This window comes from Streptomyces sp., from assembly GCF_036566765.1.
Classification (GTDB): domain Bacteria; phylum Actinomycetota; class Actinomycetes; order Streptomycetales; family Streptomycetaceae; genus Streptomyces.
This window is the reverse complement of record NZ_DATCVQ010000185.1, coordinates 1-9,293: the sequence shown is the minus strand read 5'-3', so window position 1 is coordinate 9,293 and position 9,293 is coordinate 1. Positions and strand designations below refer to the sequence as shown.

Below are 9,293 nucleotides of genomic sequence, written 5' to 3'. Positions count from 1 at the left end.
AGCCCGCCGATGCCTCCGAAGACGCCGGTTCGCGTGGTGTCGTCGCTTCGCATGCGGTGCAGGCTGGCAGCCCCGACTCGACGACGACTCGAACGCGAGGCCTCAGGCCCCGGCCTCGGTCTTGGCGCCGGGTCCGCCGGGCCCGCCGGGACCACCCGAACCTCCGGGACCTCCAGGCCCACCTGGCCCTCCCGGCCCTCCCGGCCCCCGCGCCTCAAGCCGTGCGTCCTTCATCAGCAGGGCCAGGACGAACCCGACCAACAGCACCGGCACGGCCGAGAGGAAGACCGTCGACAGCGCGTTGCCGTACGCCTCCGCCACCGCGGCGACCGTCTCCGGCGGGAAGTCCGCGGACTTCGCCGGGTCCCAGCTGCCCGCCACGACGCTGTGCGCGGTGTCCGCCGGGAGCAGCCGCGCGGCCTCGGAGGCCAGCCGGGCGTTGAGGATCGAGCCGAAGACGGTCGCGCCGAAGGCGGTGCCGAGGTTCCGGGCGAGTCCCACGGTGGAGGTGCTGACGCCCATGTGCTCCCGGGGCGAGGTGCTCTGCGCGACGAGCGTGGTCACCTGCGAGGAGAGCCCGACGCCGATGCCCATGACCGCCAGCAGCAGGGCGATGGTCGCCGCGCCGGTGTCGGCCGGGCTCAGCGACATGAACGCCGCGGCCGCGGCCGCCAGCGCGGTGCTGGCCACCGGGAACCACTTGTACCGCCCGGTCTTGGCGATGATCTGCCCCGCCACCACGGTCGCGATCGCCATGCCGATCATCGCGGGCAGGAACAGCAGACCGGTCCGCGAGGCGCTCACCCCGGTGACCGTCTGGAGATACAGCGGCACGAAGTTGACGCAGCCGAAGAAGGCGAAGCTGACCGCGAAGGCCACCGTCACGCAGATCGTGAACGTCCGGTTGGCGAACAGGCCGAGCGGGACGATCGGCTCCGCGGCGGACCGTTCCCGGCGCAGCCACAGAACGGCGAGTACGACCGCCGCGGCGCCGAGCCCGAGAACGGAGCGATCGCCCCACCCGTCGCGTCCGGCCAGGTCGGTGCCGAGCACCAGCGTGGCGATGAGCCCGGTGAGCAGCGCCGTGCCGAGGTAGTCGACGCGCGGGCGCGCCGTGCCGCGCGGGCCGGCCCCCGGCAGCAGGAAGCGGATGCCGACCAGGGCGAGCAGGCCCAGCGGGATGTTGACGTAGAAGATCCAGCGCCAGCCGAGCTGGTCGGTCAGGACGCCGCCGACGAGCGGGCCCGCCAGATTGGCCAGGACCATCACACCCGCGAACCAGCCCTGGTACTTGGCGCGCTGCCGCGGCGCCATCAGATCGCCCAGGACGGCGAACGCGCTCACCTGGAGGCCGCCGCCGCCGAGCCCCTGCAGGGCTCGGTAGGCGATGAGCTCTCCCATCGAGTCGGCCGCGCCGCAGGCGACCGATCCCACGAGGAAGATGACGACGGCCGAGAGGTATACGGTCCGGCGGCCGAACAGATCGCCGAGTTTGCCGTATACCGGCATGGCCACGCTGAAGGTGAGCATGTACGCGGTGAAGGTCCAGCTGTACAGGTCGAGGGCGCCCAGATCGGCGGTGAGGCGGGGGCCCGCGGTCGCCACGATCGACTGGTCGAGCATCGACATCGCGCTGGTCAGCAGCAGGGAGGCGAGCAGCAGGGGGAAGCGGGGCGGCAGGGCGCGCTCGGGGGTCGCGCCGGGGGCCTTCCCTGGGGGGCGGCCCGGTCCGGGTCCGGTCATCGTCGTTTCTCCAAAGGTGTGACGCACGTAGCTTTGTTCATCAATTACATGCTTTCCTCATATGTTTGCCCTGTGTAGCGTAACCTCGAAACCCGGCTCCATCGTGGGGGTTTTTCGGACGCTTGCTGGTGGGCGGCACTTGTCGAGTGCAGCTCAAGCGGAAGTCAAGTGATCCACCTCACGCTCACGAAGTGCATCAGGCCGTTTCAGATGCAAGCCACGGGAGGGGCAGTGCTGCAGATCGGGTTACTGGGAACCCTGCAAGTCGTGCACGACGGCGTGAACGTGACGCCCTCCGCTCCAAAGGTCCGACAAGTCCTCGCCTTGCTCGCGCTGCGGGCCAACAGCACGGTCCCGCTCCATCAGCTCGTCGAGGAGCTCTGGGAGGAGAGACCTCCTTCCAGCGCCGCCACCACGCTCCAGACGTACATCTACCAACTGCGCAAGCTGCCCGGGCTCAGCCTGGAGACGACCCCCGGCGGCTACCGCCTTTCGGTCCCCCAGGGAAGCCTGGACAGCATGCGGTTCGCCGAGCTCGCCGACCTCGGCCGTACGGCCATGGAGGAGGGCGCGGTCTCCGAAGCCGCCGACCTGCTCCACCGGGCCCTCGCCGTCTGGCGGGGGCCCGCTCTCTCTGACCTGACGCCCGGGCCGATCGTGGGCATCGACGCGCTGCGCCTCGCGGAACAGCGCTACGAGGTCCTGGAGGAGCGCATCGACGCGGACCTGCTCCTCGGCCGCCACCACCGGCTGATCAGCGAACTGACCGCGCTCGCGGCGGACAACCCCACCCGGGAGGGGCTGCACGCCAAGCTCATGCTGTCGCTCTACCGGGCGGGCCGGCGGCCGGACGCCCTGGAGGTCTTCCAGCGCATTCGCCGGGTGCTCATCCGGGAACTGGGCCTGGAGCCCTGCTCGGAGCTGCAGTGGCTGCACCAGCAGGTGCTGGCCGGGGACCGCGGGCTCGACCTGCCCGCGGGACGGGTCAACGTGCACGGCGGACCGGTCGGACCGGTCGGTCCGGTCGGGCAGCCCCCGGCCGGGCAGCCTCCCGTGAAGCTGCCCGCCGACGTGCCGCTGATCGGCCGCGAGGCCGAACTCGCGCGCGTCGGACGGCTGCTGCGGGAGCCGGGCGGCCAGGACCGGCCGCGGTGCGTGTGCGTGGCCGGCGCCCCCGGCGTGGGCACCACGGCCTTCACCGTCGCCCTCGCCCACCGGCTGGGCGACGCCTTCTGTGACGGACGGCTGTATGTGTCGTTCGGGGACCCGGCCGCGCCGCGCCCCGTCGAGGAGGTGCTCGCCGACCTGCTCGAAGCGGTCGGGCACGCGCGCTCCACGCTGCCCGCCGGCCGGGCGGAGCGGGCCGCGCTGTTCCGCAACTGGACCGCGGGCAAGCGGGTGCTGCTGGTCGTCGACCACGTGGCGGCCGCGCACCAGGTCACCGATCTGCTCCCGGACGACACCGGCTCGGCCGTCCTCGTGGCCGGGTACCGGCGGTTGTACGGGGGGCAGTTCGGGGCTCCGGTGGACCTGCTGCCCATCGGGCCCGAGCAGTCCTTGGAGCTGTTCCTGGGGGCGCTCGGCCGGGACCGGCTGCTCGGCGAGGGCTCCTCGCGCACGATGCTCGACCTGTTCGGCGGGCTGCCGGGTCCGATGTCCGAGGCGGTGGGGCTCCTCGAGCTCCGGCCGCACTGGTCGGTGCGGCAGCTCGTCGACTGGATGGGCCGTGACCGGCCGGCCGCCGTCCCGCACCAGCGCCCGCACCCGTTCCACCATGTGCGCCGGCGCTGCGGCGGTCTCGACGCCCGGGTGAGCGACGCGCTGGCCAAGCTGGCCTGGGAGGCGGACGGCGTGCTCACGGTGGAGCAGGCGGCCCGGATCCTGGGGAGGAACCCGGACGTGACGGAGGAACTGCTGGAGGAGCTGGTCGAGTTCTTCCTGCTGGAGGTGGACCTGGTCCGCGACCGCTCCTCCGAGCGGTTCTTCCAGTACCGGATGCCGCCGCTGCTCCGCATGGCCCTGCGCGCCGTTCCCGTGGGCGCGCTGGCCTGACCCGTACCGCCCCGTGCGCTGCGGGGACGCCCACCCGGGCGTCCCCGCAGCGCGCTTTGACGGGGTTCTCACAGCTCCACGCTGTCCCCGTGCTCCCGGAGCCAGGTGTTCACCTGGAGCGCCATCTCGATGTTCATCCGGTGCAGCCAGTCCTGCGCGGCGGCCTCGCCCGCGGGCCCGACGACCGAGCGCGCCTTCTCCAGGTCGAGCAGCGGCCGCACCGGCGAGGCGGGGTCCGCGAGCACCTCCGCGAACTCCGCGTGCAGGGCCTTGGTGTACGTCGCGTCCTGGCTCACCGGGAAGGGCGCCTTCGGCCGCTCCAGGACCTGCTCGGGAAGGAGGTCCGCCACGGCCGCCCGCAGCAGGCTCTTCTCCCGGCCGTCGAAGGTCTTCATCTCCCACGGGATGTCGTACGCGTACTGGACCAGCCGGTGGTCGCAGAACGGGACCCGGACCTCCAGGCCGGAGATCATGCTGAGCCGGTCGTTGCGCTCCAGGAGCCGGGGCAGCCAGTGGGTCAGATGGAGATGGCAGATCTCCCGGGCGCGGCGCTCCTCGGCGGACTCGCCGGCCAGCCGGGGGATCTGGGCCATGGCGTGGGAGTAGCGCTCCGCGTAGTACGCCGGCATGTCGAGCCGGGCGGCGAAGGCGGGGGAGAGCAACCCCTGGCCCAGGCCGTCGCGGGTGCCCGGGTGCCACTGCTCGAAGGCGACCCAGGGGAACTGCTCCTCGTCGGCGAGGTCGGGGATGTGCACCCAGCTGTAGCCGCCGAAGATCTCGTCGGCGCTCTCGCCGGTCAGCGCGACCTTGGAGTGCCGGCTCACCCCCGCGAACGCCCGGTACGTGGAGGTGTCCATGTCCCCGAACGGGGCGGGCACGTCCTGCGCGCGCAGCACGCCGCGGCGCGCGGCCGGATCGATGAGGTCGGCCGTGGTGAGCTCGATCTCCAGGTGGTCGGCCCCGATGTGCTCGGCCACGGCCCGCGCGTACGGCGCGTCGGGGGCGCTGCGCACCAGGTCGGGCGTGAAGTCGTCGCTGTAGCCGCTGTAGGTGACGGTCGTGGTGCGGATCGGGTCGCCGCCGGAGCGGGCCCGGGCGCGGGCGGCGAGCGCGGCGACGGCGCTGGAGTCCAGGCCGCCGGAGAGCAGCACGCTCAGCGGCACGTCGGAGACGAGCTCGCGCGCGACGCTGTTCTCCAGGAGCTCGCGCACGGTCCGCACGGTGTCGTCGAGGCCGTCCTCGTGCGGGCGGGCCTCCAACTGCCAGTAGCGGCGCAGGGAGACCCGGCCGCCCGGGCCGTACGTGAGGGTGTGGCCGGGCGGCAGGTCGCGGATGTCGCGGTAGACGCTCTCGCCCGGGGCGCGGGCCATCGAGAACAGCACCCGCAGCCCGTCGAGGTCGACCGTGGGCCGCACCGCCGGGTGGACCAGGAGGGTCTTGGGCTCGGAGCCGAAGACCAGGCCCTCGGCGGTGGGCGCGTAGTACAGGGGCTTGATGCCGAACCGGTCGCGGGCCAGCAGCAGGGTGCGCCGGCGCGGGTCCCACACGGCGAAGGCGAACATGCCCTCCAGGCGCTCGACGCAGCGCTCGCCCCACTCCAGATAGGCGTGCAGCACCACTTCCGTGTCGCTGCGGGTGCGGAACCGGTGGCCGAGGCCCGCCAGTTCCGCCCGCAGCTCCTGGAAGTTGTACACCTCGCCGTTGTACGTGAGGACCGCGGCGGGCTCCGCGTCGTCGGGGTCCTCGGGTACCCCCTCGGCCGCGGCGGTCATGGGCTGGCCGCCGCCGGCCACGTCGATCACCGCCAGCCTGGTGTGGATCAGCGTGGCCTGCCGGTCCGCCCGGACGCCCTGGCCGTCCGGGCCGCGGCAGGCCATCGTGCGCGCCATCCCCTCCGCGAGCCCGGGGTCCTCCGTGACCGGGCCGCCCTCGCGACGGACCCAGCCTGCGATTCCGCACATGCGGTTCTCCTTCCGTGGCTGTCGGTTGCCCTGGTCGCAAAGATCCCGGGGCGCGCTCGAAGCCGTGTGGAGGGGCGCTGGACCGGCGCGGGCCACGGCTTCACGCGGGTGCGGGGCCGCCCTTGCGGAAGGCCGGGACGAGGATCGCGCCGACCGTCAGGTGCAGCAGGACCAGGGTGACCCGGTTGCCCGCGGTCAGGCCCGCGCCGAACAGCGGCGCGAACAGCGAGAGCAGCAGGACCAGGACCGCGACGCCGGTCCACACCGGCTTGGCGCGGCCGGTGAACCGCTCCAGGAGGGCAAGCAGGCCCCAGCCGAGGAGCGCGACGACCGCCGAGCCGATGAGCACGGCCGGGAGGTAGAGCTCGCTGGTGGTGGTGGAGCCCGGGCCGTCCGGGATCCGCAGATCGATGTCGAGCACGGAGTGGGCGAGCAGCCAGATCAGGGCGTCGGCCACCACGGTGGCGACGACGGCGAGAGCACGGGTGCGGACCGGGCTTGCGGTGGTGGGTGTCGCGGGCATCTCGGGCCTCCTTCGTCCTGCAGGAAATGAATGCGGAATTTATATGTGTGACGTTGGCACATGATGTTCTCACGTCAAAGAATGTCTCGTCCAGTCACATGCAGGTAACCTGGAAGTCGTGAACGCCTCGGACACGATCCAGAACGAGACCCGCCCCAAGAACGGGGCCGAAGAGAGCGGCGCCGTGGACGCGGCCGTCGACGCCGCCGTGCTCGACGCCGTCGAGTCCGCGATGATCCGGATCCGCCGCAGGCAGTCGCGGCGCAGCCTGGCCAGGCCCGTCGTCATGGGCCTCAGCGAGCCGGTCGACCTCAACACGCTCGCCGTCGTCGACGCGGTCGACGAGGGCGCGGGCGAGGGCGGACGGGACGTCACCGTCGGGTTCGTCGCGGACCGGCTCGCCATAGACCCTTCCCGGGCCAGCCGCATCGTCGCCGAGGCCGTCCGGTCCGGCTTCGTCCGCCGGGCCGCCTCGCAGGAGGACGGCCGGCGCAGCTGCCTGGAACTGACCGACGTCGGCCGGGAGGCCGTGACGGCCGCGCACCGCACCCGGCAGGGCTTCTACTCGGTCGTGCTCGGCGACTGGGACCCGGAGGAGCAGCGCGACTTCGCCCGGCTGCTCACCAAGTTCGTCCACTCGCTGGACGACGCCGGCCGCCGCTGACGGCCGCGTACCCGGCACAGCCCGCACCAGGCCCGTCCACCGGCCTTCGAGGAGCCTTCGAGCCGGTCCGGAGACGCTGAACTCACCACAACCCCGCTACCGACGGCGCACCAGAGCCCCCGCAGCCGTGGGGCGCACGCGCCTGTCCCGAAGGAGGCGCGACGGTGAGTACGACAGACCGGACAGATCAGCGGCCGGCGGCCGGGCCGGCCGGCGACGGCCCCCCGCCCGCACGGGCGGACCGCCCGGCCCGGGCCGGAGCCAAGGCCGCGGCGGCGGAGCCCGTCCGCCCCCCGGCCGCCGTCGGCTGGGCCTACGCCATGGTGATCGTGGCGACGCTCGCCGCGATCGCGAGCAACGTCTTCGAGATCGCCCACCAGGTGGAGACCGGCGTCGCGGGCGCCGCGACCACCGGCGACCTGGTGCTGACCATCGCCTTCTGTGCGCTGTTCGGCTTCTTCGCCGAGATGCTGCGGGCCGGCCGCCAGTGGGGCCGGGTGCTGCTCACCGTCTTCACCGCGCTCGGCCTGCTGTTCACCGGCCTCGGCCTCGCCGGCCTCGGCGGCCGGCCGCTGGTCGGCCCGCTGCAGGCGAGCCTCGCCGTGGCCAGCCTCATCCCCTCCGTCGTCGGCCTCGTCCTGCTCTACGTGCCCTCTGTCAACGGGTGGATGGCCGAGGTGCGGGCGGGCAGCCGGACGATCTCGCAGCGGCTGCGCAAGCTGGTCCTCACCGCCCATGTGGCCATCTCGGTCGGCTGGTTGGGTCTGGTCACCGGGATGTTCGCGATGTCGGTGGCCGGCGCCACCACGGGCGACGCCGAGCAGCAGGCCGCCATGTACCGCACCATGTCGATGCTCGACGAGATCTTCCTCGGCATGACCAGCATGTTCGCGCTCATCACCGGGATCGTGGTGGGCGCCGGCACCAAGTGGGGCCTGCTGCAGCGCCGATGGGTCGCCGTGAAGTTCTTCACGACCATGGGCGTCATGGTGCTCGGCTTCTCCGTCATCCACACGCTGATCCTCAAGGCGAACGAACTCGTCGACGCCGGCGCCCCGGTGCGCGGCGGCGAACTGGACACCGTCGGCTGGTCGATGGCCGGCGCCGCCGCCCTCGCCCTGTCCAGCCTCGTCTTCATGACGGCCGTGTCCACGTACAAGCCCTGGGGGCTCACCGGCCGAGGACGCCGGAGCGCCCCCGCCGCCCGTACCGCGGCCCGCTGACCCTTCCCCGTACAGCCCCGGCCCCACGCCCGAGCGCCCCGAAAGGACGACCGGCACCATGACCACGACCAGCACCACCATCCGGGACACCCAGGTCCTGCGGCACAGCCGCCTCCTGGGCGTCGGTGTGTACCGCCCCGAGCGGTCCGTGCCCAACACCGAGATCGCCGAGCGGACCGGACTCGACCCGGCCTGGATCGAGAGCCGCTCGGGCATCCGCTCGCGCCGCTACGCCTCCCCGGAGGAGACCCTGCCGGCGATGGCGACCGCCGCCGCCGAGAAGGCCCTCGCGGCCGCCGGCATCGGCGCCGACCAGCTCGGCACGGTCATCGTCGCGACCATCACCTCCATGGAGCAGATGCCCGCCGTGGCCGTCGAGGTCGCGCACCGCCTCGGCGCGCCGCAGACCGCCGCCTTCGACGTCTCCGCGGCCTGCGCCGGCTTCTGCCACGCGGTCGCGCTGGCCAGTGATCTCGTACGGCTCGGCCGCTCCGAGTACGTGCTCGTCATCGGCGCGGAGCGGATGACGGACATCCTCGACCACGAGGACCGCGACACCGCGTTCCTCTTCGCCGACGGCGCGGGCGCCGTGGTCGTCGGCCCGTCGGACGAGCCGGGCATCGGCCCGGTCGTGTGGCAGGCCGACGGCTCGCGCAACGCGGCCCTCAAGATGACCGCGCCGTGGCACGACGGCACCGGCGAGCGGCCCGAGGACCGGCCGGCCATCACCATGGCGGGCTGGAAGGTCTACCGCTGGGCGACCAACGAACTCGTCCCCGCCGCCCGGAAGATGCTGGACGCCGCCGGGGTCACCGCGGACCAGCTCGACGCCTTCATCCCGCACCAGGCCAACATGCTCATCACCGACGTCGTCGTCGAACAGCTCGGGCTGACCGACCGGACCGCCGTCGCGCGGGACATCGTCACCAGCGGCAACAGCTCGGCCGCCTCCATCCCGCTCGCCATGGACGAGCTGCTCTCGTCCGGCAAGGTCGCCAGCGGCGGGCTCGCCCTGCTGGTCGGCTTCGGCGCCGGACTGGTCTACGCGGGCCAGGTCGTACGACTGCCCTGACCTCCCGCCCCGCAACGCGGCGGGCGCCCGGAAGCCGTCGAGGCCCGGGCGCCCG

At 72.9% G+C, this 9,293-nt stretch carries 7 protein-coding genes; 4 read left to right on the top strand and 3 right to left on the bottom strand.

The window, feature by feature from the left end:
* Positions 1 to 102 precede the first annotated feature (102 nt).
* On the bottom strand, positions 103 to 1,743 hold the full coding sequence (locus VIU94_RS10290; protein WP_331909898.1) for an MDR family MFS transporter: 1,641 nt from the start codon (positions 1,741 to 1,743) through the stop codon (positions 103 to 105).
* A 267-nt stretch (positions 1,744 to 2,010) separates the two neighbouring features.
* Between VIU94_RS10290 and VIU94_RS10285 the strand changes: the two genes are divergently transcribed.
* On the top strand, positions 2,011 to 3,795 hold the full coding sequence (locus VIU94_RS10285; RefSeq protein ID WP_331909896.1) for an AfsR/SARP family transcriptional regulator: 1,785 nt from the start codon (positions 2,011 to 2,013) through the stop codon (positions 3,793 to 3,795).
* A gap of 68 nt (positions 3,796 to 3,863) precedes the next feature.
* Here the strand turns inward: VIU94_RS10285 and asnB are convergent, their stop codons facing one another.
* Together asnB and VIU94_RS10275 are read right to left on the bottom strand one after the other, a co-directional pair.
* Positions 3,864 to 5,756 (bottom strand): asparagine synthase (glutamine-hydrolyzing), encoded by a 1,893-nt coding sequence (asnB, locus tag VIU94_RS10280; protein ID WP_331909894.1) that lies wholly within the window; start codon positions 5,754 to 5,756, stop codon positions 3,864 to 3,866.
* A gap of 100 nt (positions 5,757 to 5,856) precedes the next feature.
* Complete coding sequence (locus tag VIU94_RS10275; RefSeq protein ID WP_331909892.1) at positions 5,857 to 6,279, bottom strand: DUF6069 family protein; 423 nt, start codon at positions 6,277 to 6,279, stop codon at positions 5,857 to 5,859.
* 184 nt (positions 6,280 to 6,463) lie between these two features.
* On the opposite strand from VIU94_RS10275, the gene VIU94_RS10270 reads away from it, so the two are divergent.
* From VIU94_RS10270 to VIU94_RS10260, 3 genes are all read left to right on the top strand, one after another.
* The gene (locus VIU94_RS10270; RefSeq protein WP_331909900.1) at positions 6,464 to 6,943 is read left to right on the top strand and encodes a MarR family winged helix-turn-helix transcriptional regulator; all 480 of its coding nucleotides are present in this window, start codon (positions 6,464 to 6,466) and stop codon (positions 6,941 to 6,943) included.
* 164 nt (positions 6,944 to 7,107) lie between these two features.
* On the top strand, positions 7,108 to 8,166 hold the full coding sequence (locus tag VIU94_RS10265) for a hypothetical protein (RefSeq protein ID WP_331909890.1): 1,059 nt from the start codon (positions 7,108 to 7,110) through the stop codon (positions 8,164 to 8,166).
* A gap of 58 nt (positions 8,167 to 8,224) precedes the next feature.
* Positions 8,225 to 9,238, top strand: coding sequence for a beta-ketoacyl-ACP synthase 3 (locus VIU94_RS10260; protein WP_331909888.1), 1,014 nt, complete (start codon positions 8,225 to 8,227; stop codon positions 9,236 to 9,238).
* Positions 9,239 to 9,293 lie beyond the last annotated feature (55 nt).

Bases quoted from the DNA above. Each gene is read 5' to 3' on its own strand.
- VIU94_RS10290 (WP_331909898.1), bottom strand. From the start codon at position 1,743: ATGACCGGACCCGGACCGGGCCGCCCCCCAGGGAAGGCCCCCGGCGCG.
- asnB (WP_331909894.1), bottom strand. From the start codon at position 5,756: ATGTGCGGAATCGCAGGCTGGGTCCGTCGCGAGGGCGGCCCGGTCACG.
- VIU94_RS10275 (WP_331909892.1), bottom strand. From the start codon at position 6,279: ATGCCCGCGACACCCACCACCGCAAGCCCGGTCCGCACCCGTGCTCTC.
- VIU94_RS10260 (WP_331909888.1), top strand. From the start codon at position 8,225: ATGACCACGACCAGCACCACCATCCGGGACACCCAGGTCCTGCGGCAC.